The sequence below is a fragment of the Salibacterium aidingense DSM 18341 genome (genome assembly GCF_000429685.1).
GTDB classification, from domain to species: Bacteria; Bacillota; Bacilli; order Bacillales; family Marinococcaceae; genus Salibacterium; species Salibacterium aidingense.
In genome coordinates this window covers 1-17,964 of sequence record NZ_AUCI01000027.1, presented here as the reverse complement: position 1 = coordinate 17,964, position 17,964 = coordinate 1, and the positions used below count along the sequence as shown (strand labels likewise).

Sequence of the window (17,964 nt, the reverse complement as noted above, 5' to 3'; positions counted from 1 at the left end):
AGAGAGTAACTATGAAAAAGTATTTGAAAGCAATAGGAATAGGAAGTTTGTTATTGTTTGGTGCGGCATGCGGAAACGGAGAGGAACAATCATCGGGAGATAACGGCGGTTCTTCAGATGGGGACAGCACATCACAGGAAGAGGAGTCCCACGACTTGAGGCTTGCCCATAATCTGGGGGAAGACCATCCAGTACATCAGGGGCTGGTAGACTTTAAAGAACGGGTGGAAGAAAACTCGGATGGAAATTTGTCGGTGGAAATCTTTCCAAACGGAACCCTGGGTTCAGAAAATGAAGTGCTGGAGCAGGTGCAAAACGGCGGAATTGATATGACTAAGGTTTCGGCAGGAGCATTGGAAAACTTTGCTTCCGAATATTCTGTGTTTAGCCTTCCTTACGTGTTTGAAGACGAAGACCATTTCTTTGAAAGCATGGAATCCGATGCCGTTCAGGAACTGTATGAAAGTACAGAAGAAGAAGGATTTGTCGGTTTGACTTACTATGATTCCGGGGCACGCAGTTTTTATACGAAGGACACACCGATCGAAGAGCCAAGTGATCTGGAAGGCAAGAAAATTCGTGTAATGGATAGTGAAACCCAGATTGAAATGGTAGAAGCTATGGGTGGTTCTCCGACGCCTATGCCGTACGGTGACATTTATACCGGTCTGCAGCAGGGTGTTATTGACGGGGCAGAAAGCAATCCCACAGCATTAACAACCGGGAACCACGGGGAGGTAGCCAAAGCGTTTTCATATGATCAGCATACCCGCATTCCTGATATTGCAGTGATGAGTGCAGATACGTGGAACAGCTTGTCGGAAAACCAGCAGGAAATTATAAAGACGGCTGCGGAAGAATCGACAGAAACCCAGAAAGAACTTTGGGCGGAAGCAGTGGAAGATGCAAAAACGGAAGCAGAAGAAATGGGCGTAGAATTTTATGAAGTAGATAAAGAGCCTTTCCGCGAAGCTGTCGAACCGATGATTGAAGAGTACCGGGAAGACGAAGCGATTGCGGACCTGCTTGATGAATTTGAATCTTTGCGTTAGTCCTTTTTTCAGAATTCATTGCTCTCGGTTTTACAGCTGAGGCAATGAATTCTCATTCTTAAACCAGAGAAGGGATGAGTCATGCTATATCCAATAACAAACAGACGCCGGGGCGGACGCGGCCTCCAGGATGCATAATTATCCTCCTGTCATGTTCTCTGAAAAAATTTCAAATCGAATTTTTACAAGACTCTTATGCAACATTTGATACTTTAGGATCGCTGATAGGAGAACATGTGTGGCACTTTGCTTATTTTGACAAAGGCAAGCGTGGATGGAAACAAAAAGGACATTTTTACCCTGGAACAGGCTCCAAAAGTGCTGCCAATGATTTGAAGCGGGACGGGGATAATCAGGAGAAGGAGGGCATTTATGCTGAATAAAATAAAAACCTTCATCAGCAGAATTGTAATGATTGTTGCTTCCATACTAACTGTCATTATGGTGGCGGGGGCATTCTGGCAGGTGTTTACCCGCTATGTGCTGGGAGACCCCAGCGTATATACGGAAGAGCTTCTTAAGTTTCTTTTGATATGGGTGGCTCTCTTGGGAGCAGCGTATGCGTTTAGCGTGAATGAGCATTTAGCGATTGTGTTTCTGAAAAATAAATGGAAAGATAAAAAAGCTTTAGCCTTGCAATGGCTCATCGACGGTTTAGTAATAGCCTTCTGTATAGCCGTTCTTATCCTTGGAGGCTGGGATTTATCCAATTCAACGATGGGACAGTCAACACCTATTCTTAATATTCCCATGGGATGGGTATATATGATCCTGCCCATATCGGGATGTCTCATCATCTTTTTTCAGCTCGTCAATATGAGTGAACGGAAAAATGAGCTCGAAAACCGGGAGCAGAATGCTCAAACAGAAGGAGAAGTCATTAGAGAGTAGGTGAAGGAAGCATGGCGTTTCAAGCCGCAATTGTGTTATTTGCAACGTTTTTTCTATTATTAGGCATTGGCGTGCCTATTTCCGTTAGTATAGGAATTGCATCCCTGGCAGCGGCATTGATTGCTGTTCCGCTTGATATTATTTTATTTACAGCGGCCCAGAACATGGTCGGCGGCATCAATAGTTTTGCCCTGCTGGCGGTGATCTTCTTTATATTAGCCGGCAGTATCATGAATAACGGCGGGATCGCGATCCGCCTGATTAATCTGGCAAAATTGATAGCAGGGCGGCTGCCGGGGTCGCTTGCTCATACCAATGTGGTAGGAAATATGTTGTTTGGGTCGATTTCAGGATCGGCCGTGGCTGCAGCTGCAGCCATCGGAAGTGTTATGTCTCCGCTCCAGGCTAAGGAGGGCTATAAACGGAGTTATTCCGCAGCGGTCAACATCGCTTCTTCGCCTACCGGTTTTTTGATCCCTCCCAGCGGAGCGCTGATTATCTATTCGCTTGTGAGCGGCGGGACCTCTATTTCGGCTTTATTTATCGCAGGATACCTTCCGGGCATTCTAATGGGACTTTCCATCATGATCGTTGCCTATATTATCGCGAAGAGAGAACAGTATCCAGTATCAGAGCCGATTCCGTTTAAAGAAAAGATCAAAGTAATTCTGGATGCTATTCCAAGTTTATTGCTGATTGTCATTGTTATTGGAGGGATTGTCGCAGGAGTTTTTACAGCAACAGAAGGTGCAGCAGTAGCTGTTATCTATGCCTCTCTGCTTGCCCTTATTTACCGATCCCTCAGCTGGAAGGATATTCCGAAAATACTAACGGAATCTGTCACGATGACAGGAATTGTCCTGTTTTTGGTCGGGGCATCTTCAGTAATGTCCTGGGCTATGACAATTACCGGCATCCCGGCAGAAATCAGTAACGCTATGCTAAGCATTTCGGAGAATAAGATCATTGTACTGTTTATGATGATGGTCATCCTCCTGATCATTGGAACGTTTATGGATATTACACCGGCTGTGCTGATCTTCACACCGATCTTTCTGCCAATTGCGACACAGATGGGGGTAGATCCGGTACACTTCGGTATCATTCTGATATTCAACCTGGCGATCGGGATTATGACACCGCCGGTAGGAAGCGCCTTATTTATAGGAAGCAGTGTCGGAAAAGTTACCATAGAGGAAGTTATTCCTACCTTGGTGAAATTTTTTGCAGCGCTAATTATCGCTCTGCTGCTGGTTGTCTATATTCCTCAGATCAGCCTGTTTTTACCTCAATTGTTGAATTTATTGTAAAGGAGTAAGACCCCATGAACATGGATGCTTATCGTTTCCGGTGGATATCCGGAGATACTTCTTCCCTTCGTCTGATAAATGAAGCAGAAGATACAGAAATTCGAATATGGATTTTAGAAGAAAATATATTTCGTATATATATAAAGGACATGACAGAAGGACACCTGCCGACATGGACGATTGCCCCCGGCATGGAAGATGTGCCCTATGAGGGGCGGAGCCGGCTGGACCTTTCTCCGTTTACGTGTCCCGCCTATTCTATCAATAAAATAAATGAGCTGGAGTATGAACTCTTTACTTCCAGATTAAAGCTATATATTAGGATGGACGCCCTGCAGTTCATCTGGTATGAAAAGCAAAACGGAGATTGGTTAGAAATAGCAAGAGACAGGGATACACAAAGCTATAACCTGGACGGGACCCTTGGAAGCGGTCTTTTTCACTACATGAAGCGCAGCCGGGAAGAAATGTTTTTCGGCCTCGGAGAAAAGGCCGGACCGTTAAACAGACATGGTCATCGGTACCGTATGCAGAATATGGATCCGATGGGGTATGATCCTTATTTAACCGATCCGCTGTATAAGCATATTCCCTTTTTCATGACGAGGACAAAAGACAGGCAGTGGTACGGGATGTTTTATGATAATTTGTCGACGAGCGTCTTTGACATGGGGAAGGAACTGGATAACTATCACGGTTTTTATCGTTACTATCATGGTGCATCGGGTCCGCTGGATTACTATTTGATCAGCGGGCAGGACGCCGCGGAGGTCGTTGAAACGTATTCCTGGTTAACGGGTAAGACAGCGCTTTTCCCGAAATGGAGCCTGGGGTATTCCGGATCGACGATGACGTACACCGATGCGCCGGACGCACAGAGGCAGATGAACCAATTTATTCAAGACTGTGAAGACTATGAAATTCCATGCCATTCTTTTCAGTTGTCCTCCGGTTATACGTCGATCGAAGGCAAACGTTATGTTTTTAACTGGAATACATCCAAGTTTCCTGACCCTAAGCGTTTTACCGCGCATTACAAAGAGCATGGAGTAAACCTGTGTGCCAACATTAAACCGTGCCTGCTGCAGGACCATCCTTTGTACGCTGAATTGAAGGAAAAAGGATATTTTGTGAAAAACCGGACGGGAACGGAAGAAGAACTGGTCCAGTTCTGGGATGACCTCGGAGCCTACATCGACTTCACGAATCCCGAAGCGGTCCAATGGTGGAAGGAGAAAGTGAAAGAGCAGTTATTATCGTATGGGATTGATTCCACCTGGAACGATAATAATGAATTTGAAATATGGGACCAAGAGGCGAAGCTGCACGGGTTTGGGAACGAATTAAGGATGAAGGATGCGCGGCCGGTATTGTCTCTTCTTATGACGAAAACGTCACTGGATGCGCAGAAAGAATTTGATCCTTCAGCCCGGCCGTATGCGATCACAAGGTCAGGCGGGCCCGGACTGCAGCGCTACGCCCAGACCTGGTCGGGCGACAATTATACGAGCTGGAAAACGCTGAAATATAATGTACTCACCGGCATCGGCCTGAGTTTGTCCGGCGTATATAACTTCGGCCATGACGTCGGCGGGTTTGCAGGAGGAGCCCCGGAACCAGAACTGTTTATACGCTGGATTCAGAACGGAATCGTTCATCCAAGATTCACGATTCATTCCTGGAACGACGATGGTTCCGTCAATGTCCCGTGGATGTATCCCGAGTATATAGAACCAATCAAACGTCTCATGGATTTTCGCGAAACGATTATCCCTTATTTATACCAGCTCATGAAAGACGCTCATGACTATTACAAGCCGATGATACGGCCGATGTTTTATTCCTTCGCTCATGACGAAAATACATTTGAAGAATCGTATCAGTTTATGCTGGGAGAACAGGTGCTTGTGGCTCCGGTGGTTGAAAAAGGAAAAGAAAAGATTGAGGTCTATCTTCCCGATAATGAGAAAGGCTGGTATGACTGGCATACAGGTGTATACTACAGCGGAGGGCAGACGATCACCACAGAAGCTCCGATGGACAGGGTACCGTTGTTTGCACAGGCCGGCTCTATTATCCCGATAGATACGAAAGAAGATAAAATGCAAAAGAAAGAGCAGCGCGGCTACCTTTGTTTTCCGTTACAGAAAAATGGAGAAACTCGCTTCAGCCACTATGAAGATGATGGGGTCTCCAACCATTACAAACAGGGCGAATCTACGATTATTGATTTAAAAATGAAGACAAACGCTGACAGCATCGAATTGGAAGTTACAACAAGCGGGTCTTACTCTTTGCCCTATGAGAATGTAACCGTCTATTTTCCCACTGAAGGGGAAAAAGCAATAAAAGTAAACAACGGACAGGAAGAAACCTTCCATTCCAGCAGTCATTCCACAAGAATTAGGCAGCTATAAAATAATGTCATTGCAGAAAGACACAAAAAATTTCCGAACAAAGTAGAATCGTTCGGAAATTTTTTTGTCTTTTTGTCTAGTGATGGTTTTGCCCAGCCCCTATTTTTCAATGTTACCCTGCCTCATAATGAACTAGAGAAACAAATTGAAAAAAGTCCCTCAACGAGTCTAAAGAGAAGCATGACTCTGGTAGAACCCAATGTTGACAGGCGGGGGCACCTGGATATTGGTTTTGACAAATTTCTGTATTTCCCAGGAAATGATGTCGAAACCGAAATCTGCGGAAGTTATTATCAATGGATGAAGTTAAACAAACGTTTGATTAAATAAGGCACAAACTTCCGGAAGCATTGCTGTAAAAGGAAAAATAGGTTCAAGACTGTACCCATGCGGGCAGACGGCGGACATTGCCAATTGTATACAACATAGCCACAGCACGGAGAACCTTAAATAGAGAAATGCCCCCTGCACAAGAGACAACTTATGGCCTTATTTTGAAGACTGCGGCTGATAGTCTCCAGGAACGCTGGTGGTGGAAATTGCCAGACGATTCCAGCTGTTGATCGTTATAATGAGAAACACGAGGTCCATATATTGCGTTTCACTGTAATGCTGAAGTACTTGCTCGTAAAGGTCATCCGGTACCCCGTTTTCTGATATGAACGTGACGGCTTCCGTTAATGCTAATGCTGCTCTTTCCGGTTCACTGTAAAAAGGGGACTCCCGCCAGGCATTCAGGCAGTAAATTCTTTGCTCGGTCTCGCCGATCGCTCTCGCGTCCTTTGTGTGCATATCGAGGCAAAAGGCGCAGCCATTGATCTGAGAGGCTCGGATTTTAATCAATTCCATCAGTTTCTGATCAAACTCAGTGGTGGTTTTGTACTCCTCGACCTGCATCATCAGCTTCAGTATCCCGGGGTTTGTCTTTGCATAGTTTAATCGTGGCTCCATGAGAAACTCCTCCTTCATAATAAATGACGTTCACCTATAAAGACAAAACAGAGGAGGAATTTGTGACAGACCCGGAAAAAATTTTTTTATTGTAAGGCTGGCAGTTTATCAGGATTGACAATGAAGTATATGTTCTGTATGTTTCTCTGCTTGGTATCCCATCTGAAGCAGATAATTTTGACAGGATGGCCGTCTTGTTCCTGCAGGATTCCTGTCTCTCCATTAACGAGGACCGGATACAGTTTCCCTGTGAAACTTCCTTTGGCTGATATTCCCTGCAGAAAAGCAGTGACCCGTTTTTTAGAGAAAATAGGATTGATGGCGGAGTTGACATTGCCGCCTCCATCGGAATAAAGCACAATATCTTCGGCAAGCATTTTGATAAACTCTTCAAAATCTCCCGTGGCTGCGGCTTTCAAAAAAGTATCAGCAAGGAGCGTTGTTTGTACGGTATTCTCTGGGTAAACAGACTCGTTTTGTATTTTTCGTTTCGCCCGGCTATAAATCTTCCGGCAATTTACCTCGGTTTTATTCAAGATTTCAGCTGTTTCGATATAGTTATAGCCAAGGGCTTCTCTGAGCACGAATACCGTTCTTTCCACGGGGGACAGCTGTTCTAGTAATACAAGAAAAGCATAAGAAATGGATTCTGTTTTTAACGTTTTCTCCAATGGCTGGTCTGCCGGCGAAACCTGTGGTTCCGGAAGCCACGGGCCAGGATAAACTTCTCTGCGCTTTCTAGCTGACTTTAGCACATTGAGGCAGCGGTTTGTTGTCATTTTAGTAAGGTAGGCCTTCATGTCACGAATGTTCTCCGTATCCGATTCATGGAGATGCAGGAATAATTCTTGAACCACATCCTCTGCCTCCGTGATGGAGCCCAGCATTCGGTAAGCGATCGAGAACACATGCGGTCGAGAGGCTTTATACAACGTTTCTAATTCTATCATCGATTTCACCTGCTTATGTGAATAGAATAAAACATGACAAAAAGGCCAAAACAGGAACAATTCATACTATAATAATATCAGATAAACTAAAACCAATGTTCTATACTTTAGGAAAAGGGGATGTTTTGCTTGACACAGGCGGCGGAAGAATACATTGAAAGCTCAGAGAAGCAAAACGAACCACTGATGACAGTGCTCTTATTTTGGTGCGGACTGGTTGTAGTCTGCAGTGTGTATGTTACGATTCCACTCGTTTCTGAATTTGCTGCCTCTTTTGAAACGACCACCGTTCAGGCAGCCTGGACAGGGACTGCATTTTCGTTATTTTATGCGGTTGGATGTTTGTTTTGGGGTCCATTATCCGATCAGTACGGACGGAAACAGATGATGGTATTCGGCTGTGTTGGAATGACGATCACGACCCTGCTCCTTGGATTTTCCAATCATTTAATCAGTTTGATTTTTTTGAGAAGCATTCAGGGAGCTTTCGCCGCAGCGGCTGCCCCAATAACCATTACATATGCGGTAGAGATGTTCCCGCCGCAAAAACGGGTGACAACGATTGGTTTTATCAGCTCGGCATTTTTAATGGCAGGTATCATTGGTCAGATTTACAGCAGTTTTCTCAACCAATATGCCGGCTGGCCGTCTGTTTTCTATTCGATGAGCGGATTGTATCTGCTGACGACGCTTGCCACCCTTTTTTTCCTGCCTGGAGGGAACCGCCAGCCGGGGAAAGTGAACTGGGACAGCATTCTGAAAAAGTATCGGTTTGTTCTGACGAAACGATCGCTGCTGTGTTGTTATTTTATTGGCTTGACATTGCTGCTTTCCTTTGTAGGGATGTATACAGCTCTTGGGAGTTTCGTGGAAGACGTGTTTGGGCTTGGGGAACGTGATATTCTCTCTATCCGCGCTGCCGGCATCATCGGGATGCTGATTGCACCATTTACAGGAAAAATCACCACCCGCTTTGGGATGATCCGTGTCCTTCGGGCCGGCCTTGCGTTCGCCGCCTTTGGGCTGGCGCTCTCGGGGATATCGTCCTTTTTACCGTTCATGGTTGTAATGAGTGTTGTTTTCGCGGCTGGTATTGCCCTGACAGTCCCGACCTTGATTTCCCTAGTCGGCAGCCTGGGAGGAAGCGAACGCGGCACGGCGGTATCGGTCTATGTTTTTATTTTATTTATCGGAGCTTCGATCGGACCGATGACGGCAGTAACACTTCTCCATACCGGGAGTTATATTCTTACATTTGAAGTGTTGGCCTGTTTTCTGCTGATTAGTTTAGTGGTCTCTTTATTTATTCAACAGGACCCGGAGAGACATCGATAGGGATCGGAATGAATAGATTCTGCTATCGCTATTGCTGCAGCAATGGCGTTGTTTGATAAAAAGTGAAAGAAAAATAAGGAGGTTCAGATGAATTATTATAATACTTTCATTGTGATCGCTGAAGACAGCCCTGTCCAAAAAGCGGTGATTCCGTCCTCCAGACGTCAAAAACCTACCCTGGCAGAAGTGGAGTACGAACTGTTGAAAGAGCATCCAAAAAAATGGACGCAGGAAGAATTTCAATTTGAAGCTCATATGCGCCACAAGAATATTCCAGAAGAGAAAAGAGCTTCCGCCAAAATGGAGTATGATAAGAAAAGCCATGCCTGTATGCGTGCTTCTGCACTTCCCAAAAAATTTGGCTGGGGCCTTTATTTTGACGGGAAAGGAAAAGTAGAACTTGTTGCAGTTGACTCCGAGCGATACAATCAACTGGTCGGCACACAGGGACTGAAAATAGTGAAAGCAATGAAATCAAAATCCTGATGTCCATTTCCAGATTATGTTGTGTTCAAAAGAGAGACATGGTATACTCTAGTTGAAATTAAGGAACGGAGGGGTTACCGGATGCAATCAGCCAGACTTCGAATCCAACCTTTGACCAGCTAATTAAATAGTGTCAAAGACTCTGCCTGTGTGCGCAGAGGAAATGGGATTGGTCTGCCTTATTCCGGGGTAACCTTTATATATGTAAAGGGAGCGGCGAATTGCGCTCTCTTTTTTATGGCCAAAAATACAATGCAAACGAATGTCCTTTTTTGAAAGGGAGGGACAGGTTTGTTCCTTTTAGGATATTCCTTTCCATTTGCTTAAAAACACAGGCAGAGCTTCTGTGTTTTTTTAATGGAAGCAAAATGGGAGGATAACGATGAGAAAACAAAATAAACGACACCGAAAGGTACGGAAATGCGTAGAAGGCCCGAATTTTTCCGGGCAGCATTTGCTTCACCATCGAAAAACCATTCACGACATCATGAAACAAGCGGATCTCAAAACAGAGGACCTGGTTCTGGATATCGGCGCCGGAAAAGGAGCGTTAACGTTTCCAGCTGCCGAGCGCTCCGGCAGAGTGTTGGCTGTCGAATATGATGGACGTTTTGTGGAAGCTCTCCGCCGTAAAGCGGCAGGTTACTCTAATATTTCGATTTACCGGCAGGATTTTTTAAAATTCTTTCTGCCAAAGCAATCATTCAGTGTGGTGGCAAGCATTCCTTACGCCATCACTACGCCGATTATGAACAAACTGCTCTGGAACCCGGGGCTGTCTTGTCAAAAAGGCGTCATCGTGATGGAAAAAGGAGCGGCCAAGCGTTTCACCGCAGCAAGTATTTCTGACCCCAGAGTTCTAAAATGGCGGATGTGGTTTGAATTAAGCTTTGTGAAAAAAGTGTCCCGCGAGCACTTCGGCCCGCCTCCCAACGTTGATTCTGCCATCCTTGCCATCCGACGGAGAGAGCAGTGCGGCATTCCCATGAAGTCGCATAAGGCGTTTTCGGGACTGGCGGAATATGCGCTGAAACATCCGCGCTGGCCGGTGGGCGCAGCGTTAAAAGGTGTGTTCACCCCGCCGCAGCTCAAGCATCTGGTGAAAGCATTAGGCATCGATCAGCAGACCGAGATTTGTCTGTTATCAGAAACGCAGTGGGAAACGGTATGTCATACCATGATCCAGCATGTCGATCCCTCAAGATGGCCGAGAGCGAAAAGGTAAGGGAAGACGATGCAGAGGTCAAACATTGGAATACCTTTGTAACTCCGGGTATTTTAAGAAATGGAAAAATGGAATCATCCTGGTATTTGTTTTATTCTACCAAGGGTGATTTCCTTTCGTTTGATTCGGTTTCACTCAGCCTAAGAGTTTGCCTTATTTATATATTTGTTATACTTTCATTAGAACAACGGCGTACCAATACAGGAGGAAACATGAAAGCTGCTCTAAGTCAGTATAAACGCGATAAAAATCAATATGTTGTTTTAAAGGATATCCCTATCCCGGAGCTGCAAAAGAATGAAGTGTTCATAAACGTCCAGGCCGCAAGCTTAAATTATGCCGATCTGCTTGCTGTAAAAGGGGAATACCATGCCGTTGAAGGCCGGCATTTCATTCCTGGATTTGATTGTGCTGGGATTGTTACGGACATTGGAGCAGATGTAGATAATATTAGAGTGGGGGATAGAGTAGCGGGTTTTCCAAGCGGCGGGGCCCTGGCTGAATACGCCGGAGTACACAAGGATTTAGTATACCCCATTCCCGAAGGCATTTCGTATGCTCTGGCTGCAGCTTCTCTTAGTATAGGTATTACAGCGTATGAACTCGTTTATAAAATAGCTGATATACAGAAAGGACAGACTGCTCTTATCCACGCTGCTGCCAGCAGTGTCGGGTTAATACTCATCCAACTCCTCAAGAGAGAAGGGGCCACTGTTATAGGGACAGCGGGCAGTACGGACAAAATAAAAATAATGCAAGAACATGAAGTGGACCATGCTGTTTTTTATAAAAAAAAAGATGTGGAAGCAGAGGTTTTGAAAGTAACGCATAATACAGGAGCCGATGTTATTTTTGATTCCATTGGAGGCGCTGTTTTTGAACAAAGTATAAAATGTGCAGCGCCATTTGGAAAAGTGATAACGTATGGCCACGCTTCCGGAAAGCCCGGACAGGTGTGTTCTACAGATCTTCATCCCGTTTCCAAATCCATCATTGGCTACAGCTCAGGACAACGGCAAAAAGAGTGTCCTCGCTCATTATACGGCAGTGCGGAGAAAATAATGGAACTGCTTCAAAAGGAAGAACTCCGTGTACTTATTGGAAAGGAACTGTCTTTAAGTGCTGCAGACAAGGGTTTTCAGTTATTGGAGGATAGAAATCGTATTGGTAAAATCATAATTTCTTTTGAATAGGAGATGAATTTCATGAACAGGAGACTAGTGCTTGCATCACTTACTGTACTGCTTGCGTTCCTGCTTATGCTAATACCCGCTGTATTGTGGGCAGGAGACCAGACTGGCATTTACTGGTCTGCGTTTCTTCCGGCGGCATTCGTTATGGCATCTATCCCGGGAGCTAATCAAATACTGTCCCTGCGGAATGGTTTGCGAAAGGGAGCCAAAACGGCAATTATTGCGGCAGGCGGACGGTTTACGGCGTTTACGCTTATGATCGCTGCGGTGGCATTGGGGTTGAGTGCGGTACTGTAGACCTCGACTGTATTATTTTCAGTCATTAAATGGGTGGGTGTTTTATATTTAGCCTGGCTTGGCGTGCGGACTATTCTATCAAGCCGACGGGTATATGAAGAAGAGGCAGGAGAAGATCAGGATACAGAAGAACATCATTCTGAAGAGGCCTTGCTACTTGCCAGACAGGAGTTTATGGTGGCTGCTGCCAATCCGAAAGCCCTGCTCCTGTTCACAGTCTTTCTTCCCCAGTTTATTCCTGCTTCGGCAAACGGCGCGGGCGGACAGATTCTCATTGTCGGCGCAGCATATATTGCGATTGAATCGGTATGTGCGGCGGGATATGCTTTTATTGGCGGAAGGTTGCGGCATATTGGCCTGAGCGGTGCTGTGAAGCAATCCTTGGACCGTGTAACAGGGGCGGCAATGATCGGACTCGCCGCATGGCTTTCTACGGAAAAAAGCAGATAAGGGATACGTCTAATTACAAGGCTTTATGGATTCATCATAATGTCCTGTTTCGAGTGTTATTATAATATCAACTGATTCGCTTCATAAACCTTTAGTAGATAGTAAATTCGAGGTAAGCTAGCAGTTGACCGAATTTGGTGAACATGACACAAATCATTAGCAGTGATAAGATGGCTATTTCGTTTTTCTCCCGTGGTTCCGTCAGCATGAGAATGCTCAATACTAATAGCAGGATAGGAAGCCCAGTCATGACGAGAAGGTCGATAGCCTCAAACCTTCCTTGTACTATACTTTTGTAAAACCAGTGACAGACATACAGAACCACTAAAAAGAGTCCGCTGTAACTTCGCCAAGTATACATCTATTACATCTCCACTACATTGTAACTTACTGTTAATTTTAACCTGATTTTATGACACATTGCTACAGCAAAGCAATCATTAACTTAATTCTTTGTAAAATAGGATGCAGGTTTGTGCGTTTTCTAAAGCTGTATAAGGATAAGAATTTTTAAAAAAGCTGCGAGAAAATCCGTATAGACCTTAAGATATAATTAAGAAAAAGAGGAGGAGCCATTTCATGCAGGAGCCTTTAAGTTTTCGAAGTGAAATCCTCTCTAAATTAAAGGATTTAGTTATTGATCAACTGTCCTCAGAAAAGGTATGTGTTTATTTATTTGGTTCATGGGCAAGGGAGGAAGAAAAGAAAAGTTCAGATATCGATATTGCAATTGAACCAAAAAAGGCGTTGGATCCAATTATATGGAATAAGCTTTTGGAAGAAATAGAAGAATCCATCATTCCTTATAAGGTAGATGTGATAGATGTAAGGTATGCGAATCCTGAGCTTGTGAAAAAGGTGAAAGAGGAGGGGGTTTTATGGAAAAACTGCATCACCGATTAGAGTCAGCTGAGAAGGCTCTGTCTTCACTGCGGCAGCTCGCCGGACTTAATAATCCATCTGAAGTTGAACGAGATGGCGCTATTCAACGTTTTGAATTTACTTTCGAAGCTTGCTGGAAAACAGCTAAGCAGTATTTATACGATAGGGAAGGATTGGATATTGGATCGCCAAAGGGTGTTATCCGAAGCAGCCGGGAAGTGAATCTATTCAACGAGGAAGAGACAATTCCTGCTTTGAATATGGTCAACGACTGAAATCTTACCGTTCAGACCTACAACGAAGAGGTCGCTGAAAAAATCCATGCCAATATAGAAACATATTATTACTTGCTAAAGGCTTGGGTGGAGCGAATGAAACAAGGGCTTCAGCATGGAGAAAAATGAGCCAGAAAACGTTTATACTGTACAAGCAATCTGGAAAATATTAATAATATAATTGGAGGAAAAAAGCAGCTAAGCCGTCGGTTCCCTTTCTCGAAAGGAAAAGGGAAGTACATTCTTCTCATTGATGGCAAAGGTAGACATCTGTTCCTCTATTTTCTCAAATACCCCTTGTTTTGAAGGGGAAGCGGACATCTGCTACGTTACTACCTTTTCTCAGCTCAAAACAAGCAAGCTGTGACTTGATTAACGGAACAGATGTCCGAAAAACCCTCCGCAAGGCTGTTATCCCACCTATTAACGGAATGAATGTCCGCGGCATCTGGTTTTATCTTGAAGCTAGTGCTTTTTTGCCGGCTTCGATAACTTCGAGAATCTTGTCGGTATCGTATACACTGCCTCCCCAGATGCCGCCGCTTACTTCCTGCAGCGCCGCCCATAACCTCGTGTCATCCGGGAGTTCGTCGTGCGGCTGCAGCCCGGGATGAGGCGTGCGCTGGTTCAATTCTGCGGCTCCTTCGCCGGCAGACAGTTCCTTATCTGTGTTTCCCACAAAATGCAGATGGCCTTCGAGTTTACGTGTATCGACGTAAATATCGACCATATCGCCGTCACGCAGTTTTCCGATCGGCCCTCCGGCGAGACCCTCCGGTCCGATATGGCCGAAACAGGCGCCGGTGGAAACGCCGGAAAAGCGGGCATCGGTGAGAAGGGTCACATGTTTTCCGTAGGATAAATGCTTCAGGGCGGAGGTGAGCTGATACGTTTCCTCCATGCCGGTGCCCATTGGACCAGAGCCGGCGACAACCATAATGTCCCCTTTCACAATGCTTCCTTCTTTAATCGCAGCAATCGCAGATGGTTCGCTCGTATATACTTTTACTTTTCCGCGTTTATGATAGATACCTTCTTCGTCCAGCACAGACGGGTCGATAGAAGTAGATTTAATGACTGCGCCTTCTGGTGCCAGGTTGCCGGATGGGAAGGTAACGGTGGAGGTCAGGCCGCGTTTTTCCGCCTTTTCGGGTGTCATAATAATATCATCTGCATCGATTCCGTCTTTTTCCCACAATTGCTGTTTTAAGAGCTGCCGCCGTTCGGATGCTTCCCACCAGTTGAGCATCTCGCCGATCGTGTGACCGGTGACGGTTTGGGCGTTTTCATCGAGCAGGTTCAGGTGGCGGATGCGAAGCATCACTTCCGGAACTCCGCCTGCGAGATAGACCTGGACGGTAGGATGATGAACAGGGCCATTGGGCAGCACGCTGACAAGACGCGGTACGGCGCGGTTGATCCGGTTCCAGTCTTCCACGGCCGGCACTTGCAGCCCGGCGGCGTGAGCGATGGCTGGAATATGGAGGAGAAGGTTGGTTGATCCACCGAAGGCGGCGTGCATCACCATGGCATTGTGGATGGAGCTGTCGGTGAGAATATCTTTGGTTGTTACCTCATCCTGTTCCATTTTCATCGCGGCACGTGCGGACTGCCGGGCCATTTCTTTCCAGATGTCCTGTCCCGAAGGAGCAAGCGCGGAATGGGGGACGGAAAAACCCATCGCTTCTCCGACAACCTGGGAGGTGGCAGCGGTGCCGAGGAACTGACAGCCGCCGCCCGGAGTTGCACAGGCAGCACAGCCAAGCTCGGCGGCTTCCTGCAGGGAGAGTTCATCGTTGGAAAAACGAGCGCCGATGGTCTGGACTTTTCCGGCATCTTCGCCCCGTTCCGGTGGCAGGGTCACCCCGCCCGGAACGATCACAGTCGGAAGATCATGCATGGAGGCAAGGGCGATCATCATTGCAGGAAGCCCTTTGTCACAGGTCGCGACGCCCATCACCGCTTTACGGGTGGGGAGCGAACGGATCAAACGCCGGTAGACAACGGCTGCATCATTCCGGTACGGGAACGAATCGAACATGCCGGTTGTGCCCTGGGAGCGCCCGTCACACGGATCACTGACATAGCCGGCAAAAGGAATACCGCCGTAATGGCTGATTTCATTCGCTGCTTCTTCCATTAATAAGCCAACTTCCCAGTGTCCGGTATGATAACCCAGTGCGGTCGGGGTCCCATCGTTATCACGGATGCCGCCCTGCGTGCTTAACAGCAGCACCTGTTTCCCGTTTAATTTTCCCGGTTCCCAGCCCATGCCGACATTCTGGCTCAACCCGAATAAGTTGCCGCTGGGGGAATGTTTCAGCATTTCGGCATTTAACGGCAGGGCCCCCTCCGGTCCTTTTGCTTTTGTTTTAACATCATATATATCTTCTTTGGCAGCTGTCATTAAACTCTCTAGTGAATCATGCATAAAAAATTAACCCTCCTTACTATGAAACCATGAAAAGATACAGGTTGATTTTGAAACCGTTATCTTATAAAATATAAGTTAATCATAAAAGGGTTTTTATTTTTTGTCAATTATATAAAACATAGTTTTATAATATAAAACTAATAAAAAATATCCATTTAGTAGAACTATGTTTTTAAATATAAAACAATAAGGAGGGACCGGATGAAGATTATTAAAAGAAAAACAAATAATAATGAAGCTGAGATGGCGGTGGTGATGGAGGATCAGACCGTTTATGATCTCGGCGCTGAGAGCTGGGCTGAATTAATAGACAGAGCAGCTGTTGAAGGCAGGCAGCCGGCAGAGATGATACAAGAAATCACAGCGGAGGCAGCGCCGCTGTCGGAAAACTTCGATGCTCTTGCTCTGCTTGTACCGATTGAGATATCAGAGGTGTGGGCGGCCGGGGTCACCTATCAGAAAAGCAGGGAAGCCCGAAATTACGAGGCTTCAGACGGACGGCCGGCGGCTGAAACCTTTTACGATAAGGTGTATGATGCCCCGAGGCCCGAACTTTTTTTCAAAGCGACCGGGGCCAGAGTCGCTGCCCCGGAGCAGACAATGTATCTCCGGTCGGATTCGGACTGGCAGATTCCGGAGCCGGAACTGGGACTTGTGTTAAACAGCAGAGCGGAACTTCTCGGCTTTACGATTGGAAACGATTTGAGTTCCCGGGATATCGAAGGAGAAAATCCATTGTATCTGCCGCAGGCGAAAGTGTGGAAACGGTCCTGTTCGATCGGGCCGTCGGTCAGGCTGGCGGACACGGTGGCTGATCCGTACGCGTTTCAAATCATCTGCCGGATATTCCGCGGGAAAGAAAAAGTGTTTGAAGGAGACGCCTATGTAAACCAGCTGAAACGAAAGCTGGAGGAGTTGATTGATTACTTAAAAAAAGACAATGACATGTTTGACGGCACGGTGTTACTTACCGGAACGTGTGTCGTTCCGCCCAACGATTTCACCCTGAAGGACGGAGATGTAATGGAGATTGAAATTCCGGGCATAGGTGTGCTGCGGAATCCAGTGAAAGCACTGTAAAACATATTATAGGAAAGGAAGGATACATGATGACAGCATTTTTAAACTTTATTAATGGAGAATGGAAAGCAGCAGCCTCCAAAGAGACGATCACAAGCAGCAACCCGGCAGATGCCAGCGAAACAGTCGGAGAAGTCCAGAAATCGGAAAAAGAAGATCTTGATAACGCGGTTGCAGCTGCCGATAAGGCAAAAACAGAATGGAAAAAAATCGGCGCCCCCGCCCGCGGGAATTATTTGTTCAAAGCAGCGGATGCCCTGGAAGCGCGAGCCGATGAGGTAGCGGAAACGATGACAAAAGAAATGGGAAAGACATTTCCTGAAGCAAAAGGAGAAACGATGCGCGGCGTAGCGATTCTGCGGTATTATGCCGGCGAAGGCATGCGCAAAGTCGGAGATGTGATCCCCTCCACGGATAAAGACGCCCTGATGTTTACGACCCGAGCTCCCCTTGGGGTGGTCGGTGTTATCACCCCCTGGAACTTTCCGGTTGCGATTCCGGTATGGAAAATGGCGCCTGCTTTAGCCTATGGCAACACCGTCGTGCTGAAGCCGGCGAGCGAAGCAGCGGTGACGGCGGCAAAAGTGGTGGAGTGTCTGGCAGAAGCAGGGTTTCCGGCCGGTGTCCTGAACTTTGTGCCGGGCTCGGGTTCGGTAATCGGCCAGGGACTGGCAGACCATCCGGATGTCGGAGGTATTACTTTTACGGGCTCGGATACGGTCGGGAAACAGGTCGG

Annotated in this window: 17 protein-coding genes and 1 pseudogene; 14 read left to right on the top strand and 4 right to left on the bottom strand. The window is 46.3% G+C overall.

The features are described from left to right. The first annotated feature begins 11 nt into the window (after positions 1-11). The 4 genes from G475_RS0118880 to G475_RS25695 all read left to right on the top strand — a co-directional run bounded on the left by G475_RS0118880 (position 12) and on the right by G475_RS25695 (position 5,670). Positions 12-1,052 carry a TRAP transporter substrate-binding protein gene (locus tag G475_RS0118880; protein ID WP_026702603.1) on the top strand — a complete coding sequence of 347 codons (1,041 nt, stop codon included), beginning with the start codon at positions 12-14 and terminating at the stop codon, positions 1,050-1,052. A gap of 372 nt (positions 1,053-1,424) precedes the next feature. Then, positions 1,425-1,943, top strand: coding sequence for a TRAP transporter small permease (locus G475_RS0118870; protein WP_051302722.1), 519 nt, complete (start codon positions 1,425-1,427; stop codon positions 1,941-1,943). Between the two features lie 11 nt (positions 1,944-1,954). Further along, complete coding sequence (locus tag G475_RS0118865; protein WP_026702600.1) at positions 1,955-3,253, top strand: TRAP transporter large permease; 1,299 nt, start codon at positions 1,955-1,957, stop codon at positions 3,251-3,253. A 14-nt stretch (positions 3,254-3,267) separates the two neighbouring features. After that, entirely contained in the window at positions 3,268-5,670 is a 2,403-nt protein-coding gene (locus tag G475_RS25695; protein ID WP_051302720.1) for a glycoside hydrolase family 31 protein, read from the top strand. A 489-nt stretch (positions 5,671-6,159) separates the two neighbouring features. Here the strand turns inward: G475_RS25695 and G475_RS0118850 are convergent, their stop codons facing one another. Together G475_RS0118850 and G475_RS0118845 are read right to left on the bottom strand one after the other, a co-directional pair. Further along, positions 6,160-6,621 carry a carboxymuconolactone decarboxylase family protein gene (locus G475_RS0118850; RefSeq protein WP_026702599.1) on the bottom strand — a complete coding sequence of 154 codons (462 nt, stop codon included), beginning with the start codon at positions 6,619-6,621 and terminating at the stop codon, positions 6,160-6,162. Between the two features lie 86 nt (positions 6,622-6,707). Further along, the gene (locus G475_RS0118845) at positions 6,708-7,571 is read right to left on the bottom strand and encodes an RNA polymerase sigma-70 factor (RefSeq protein ID WP_035711949.1); all 864 of its coding nucleotides are present in this window, start codon (positions 7,569-7,571) and stop codon (positions 6,708-6,710) included. A 129-nt stretch (positions 7,572-7,700) separates the two neighbouring features. On the opposite strand from G475_RS0118845, the gene G475_RS0118840 reads away from it, so the two are divergent. The 6 genes and pseudogenes from G475_RS0118840 to G475_RS27660 all read left to right on the top strand — a co-directional run. Then, entirely contained in the window at positions 7,701-8,906 is a 1,206-nt protein-coding gene (locus G475_RS0118840; protein ID WP_233275817.1) for an MFS transporter, read from the top strand. An 87-nt stretch (positions 8,907-8,993) separates the two neighbouring features. Then, positions 8,994-9,392, top strand: a complete 399-nt coding sequence (locus G475_RS0118835) for a DUF6157 family protein (RefSeq protein ID WP_026702596.1) — start codon at positions 8,994-8,996, stop codon at positions 9,390-9,392. Between the two features lie 382 nt (positions 9,393-9,774). Further along, positions 9,775-10,617 (top strand): 23S ribosomal RNA methyltransferase Erm, encoded by an 843-nt coding sequence (erm, locus tag G475_RS0118830; protein WP_026702595.1) that lies wholly within the window; start codon positions 9,775-9,777, stop codon positions 10,615-10,617. Positions 10,618-10,829: 212 nt separating this feature from the next. Continuing rightward, complete coding sequence (locus G475_RS25690) at positions 10,830-11,810, top strand: quinone oxidoreductase family protein (protein ID WP_051302717.1); 981 nt, start codon at positions 10,830-10,832, stop codon at positions 11,808-11,810. A 12-nt stretch (positions 11,811-11,822) separates the two neighbouring features. Next, the gene (locus tag G475_RS27665; RefSeq protein WP_051302715.1) at positions 11,823-12,107 is read left to right on the top strand and encodes a hypothetical protein; all 285 of its coding nucleotides are present in this window, start codon (positions 11,823-11,825) and stop codon (positions 12,105-12,107) included. An 18-nt stretch (positions 12,108-12,125) separates the two neighbouring features. Continuing rightward, positions 12,126-12,557: pseudogene (locus G475_RS27660) on the top strand (LysE family translocator); the annotation flags it as partial. Between the two features lie 91 nt (positions 12,558-12,648). On the opposite strand, the gene G475_RS0118815 reads toward G475_RS27660, so the two are convergent. Next, on the bottom strand, positions 12,649-12,918 hold the full coding sequence (locus tag G475_RS0118815) for a hypothetical protein (RefSeq protein WP_026702594.1): 270 nt from the start codon (positions 12,916-12,918) through the stop codon (positions 12,649-12,651). A gap of 218 nt (positions 12,919-13,136) precedes the next feature. Here G475_RS0118815 and G475_RS0118810 point away from each other — a divergent pair, with 218 nt between their 5' ends. Both G475_RS0118810 and G475_RS25680 read left to right on the top strand, forming a co-directional pair. Then, positions 13,137-13,460, top strand: coding sequence for a nucleotidyltransferase family protein (locus G475_RS0118810; protein WP_026702593.1), 324 nt, complete (start codon positions 13,137-13,139; stop codon positions 13,458-13,460). After that, positions 13,436-13,714 carry a nucleotidyltransferase substrate binding protein gene (locus G475_RS25680; protein WP_156911800.1) on the top strand — a complete coding sequence of 93 codons (279 nt, stop codon included), beginning with the start codon at positions 13,436-13,438 and terminating at the stop codon, positions 13,712-13,714. The genes G475_RS0118810 and G475_RS25680 overlap by 25 nt, the downstream gene beginning before the upstream one ends. 454 nt (positions 13,715-14,168) lie before the next feature. On the opposite strand, the gene G475_RS0118795 is transcribed toward G475_RS25680, so the two are convergent. Then, a complete protein-coding gene (locus G475_RS0118795) occupies positions 14,169-16,145 on the bottom strand; it encodes a YjhG/YagF family D-xylonate dehydratase (protein WP_026702592.1) in 1,977 nt (658 codons plus the stop codon). A gap of 204 nt (positions 16,146-16,349) precedes the next feature. Here G475_RS0118795 and G475_RS0118790 point away from each other — a divergent pair, with 204 nt between their 5' ends. After that, the gene (locus tag G475_RS0118790) at positions 16,350-17,228 is read left to right on the top strand and encodes a fumarylacetoacetate hydrolase family protein (protein ID WP_026702591.1); all 879 of its coding nucleotides are present in this window, start codon (positions 16,350-16,352) and stop codon (positions 17,226-17,228) included. Positions 17,229-17,257: 29 nt separating this feature from the next. Further along, positions 17,258-17,964: aldehyde dehydrogenase family protein (locus G475_RS0118785; RefSeq protein WP_026702590.1), on the top strand; the 707-nt coding region annotated here is incomplete at its 3' end.

Coding starts and splice junctions, on each gene's coding strand:
- G475_RS0118850 (WP_026702599.1), bottom strand. CDS start 6,621: ATGGAGCCACGATTAAACTATGCAAAGACAAACCCCGGGATACTGAAG.
- G475_RS0118870 (WP_051302722.1), top strand. CDS start 1,425: ATGCTGAATAAAATAAAAACCTTCATCAGCAGAATTGTAATGATTGTT.
- G475_RS27665 (WP_051302715.1), top strand. CDS start 11,823: ATGAACAGGAGACTAGTGCTTGCATCACTTACTGTACTGCTTGCGTTC.
- G475_RS0118790 (WP_026702591.1), top strand. CDS start 16,350: ATGAAGATTATTAAAAGAAAAACAAATAATAATGAAGCTGAGATGGCG.
- erm (WP_026702595.1), top strand. CDS start 9,775: ATGAGAAAACAAAATAAACGACACCGAAAGGTACGGAAATGCGTAGAA.
- G475_RS0118810 (WP_026702593.1), top strand. CDS start 13,137: ATGCAGGAGCCTTTAAGTTTTCGAAGTGAAATCCTCTCTAAATTAAAG.
- G475_RS25695 (WP_051302720.1), top strand. CDS start 3,268: ATGAACATGGATGCTTATCGTTTCCGGTGGATATCCGGAGATACTTCT.
- G475_RS0118835 (WP_026702596.1), top strand. CDS start 8,994: ATGAATTATTATAATACTTTCATTGTGATCGCTGAAGACAGCCCTGTC.
- G475_RS25690 (WP_051302717.1), top strand. CDS start 10,830: ATGAAAGCTGCTCTAAGTCAGTATAAACGCGATAAAAATCAATATGTT.
- G475_RS0118845 (WP_035711949.1), bottom strand. CDS start 7,571: ATGATAGAATTAGAAACGTTGTATAAAGCCTCTCGACCGCATGTGTTC.
- G475_RS0118865 (WP_026702600.1), top strand. CDS start 1,955: ATGGCGTTTCAAGCCGCAATTGTGTTATTTGCAACGTTTTTTCTATTA.
- G475_RS0118815 (WP_026702594.1), bottom strand. CDS start 12,918: ATGTATACTTGGCGAAGTTACAGCGGACTCTTTTTAGTGGTTCTGTAT.
- G475_RS0118795 (WP_026702592.1), bottom strand. CDS start 16,145: ATGCATGATTCACTAGAGAGTTTAATGACAGCTGCCAAAGAAGATATA.
- G475_RS25680 (WP_156911800.1), top strand. CDS start 13,436: ATGGAAAAACTGCATCACCGATTAGAGTCAGCTGAGAAGGCTCTGTCT.
- G475_RS0118880 (WP_026702603.1), top strand. CDS start 12: ATGAAAAAGTATTTGAAAGCAATAGGAATAGGAAGTTTGTTATTGTTT.